This window comes from Pseudomonas sp. URMO17WK12:I6, from assembly GCF_003253625.1.
Taxonomy (GTDB): domain Bacteria; phylum Pseudomonadota; class Gammaproteobacteria; order Pseudomonadales; family Pseudomonadaceae; genus Aquipseudomonas.
Genome location: NZ_QKYZ01000042.1, coordinates 1 through 1019, shown reverse-complemented (window position 1 = coordinate 1019; position 1019 = coordinate 1). Strand labels below are relative to the sequence as shown.

Below are 1019 nucleotides of genomic sequence, written 5' to 3'. Positions count from 1 at the left end.
GTCACTGGAGCAGTGACGGACGCGGTGTACACCACGGTGCCGCCTTCGGCGACGTTCGTGGTCGCAGTCAGCGAAACGGTGCTGGTGTCGATGGTGTCGGTGACGGTGGTGATTGCCGGGGCAGTGCTCGGAACCAGGTTCTCGAAATTGCCGCCGGTGGCGGTGGAAATGGTGGCCTGGACCGTATCGGCATCTTTGTAAACGTCATCGGATGGAGCCGGGACGGTGACGGTGCCGGTGGTTTTACCGGCATCGATGGTGATCACGGCGCCGTTGCTCAGCGTGACGGTGACCGGAGTGCCGGCGGCATTGGTCAGGGTCGCGGTGTAAGTGATCTGGCCACCTTCGGCTACCGAGTTGGTCGCACTCAGGCTGAGGTTGGTGGTGTCCGGTGTGTCGGTCACCGAGGTATCCGCCGACTTGCCGTCGACTTCCAGCTTCTCGTAGTTGCCGCCCTTGGCGTCGTCGATTTTCACGCTCAAAGAACCGCTGCCAGCGAGGGCATCGTTTGGCGCAACGAAGTTGACAAAACCGCTGCTGGCACCGACCGGAATGGTGATGGTCTGGCCATTGGACAGGGTCACAACCACTGGCGAGCCAGTGACCGGCGCCGACACGGAAGCGGTGTAAACCACGGTGCCGCCTTCGGCCACGTTCGCGGTCGCACTCAGCGAAACGGTGCTGGTGTCGATGGTGTCGTTGACGGTAGTGACCGCAGGCGTATTGCTGGTTACCAGGTTCTCGAAGTCGCCGCCGGTTGCGTCCTTGATGGTTGCTTCAACAGTGCCGGCGTCTTTGTAGACGTCGTCCTTCGGCGCATCGACGGTTACGGAACCGGTGGTTTTGCCTGCTTCGATGGTGATGACGGCGCCATTGCTCAGCGTGACGGTGACCGGTGTGCCGGCGGCATTGGTCAGGGTCGCGGTATAGGTGATCTGACCGCCTTCATCTACAGCGCCGGTCGCAGTGAGCGACAGGTTGGTGGTGTCCGGTGTGTCGGTCACCGAGGTGTCCGCCGA

General features: G+C 62.2%; 1 protein-coding gene. It reads right to left on the bottom strand.

The window, feature by feature from the left end; translation table 11 throughout:
• Window positions 1-1019 (bottom strand): immunoglobulin-like domain-containing protein (locus tag F475_RS30185; protein ID WP_177431146.1); only part of this gene is annotated, 1019 nt, incomplete at both ends.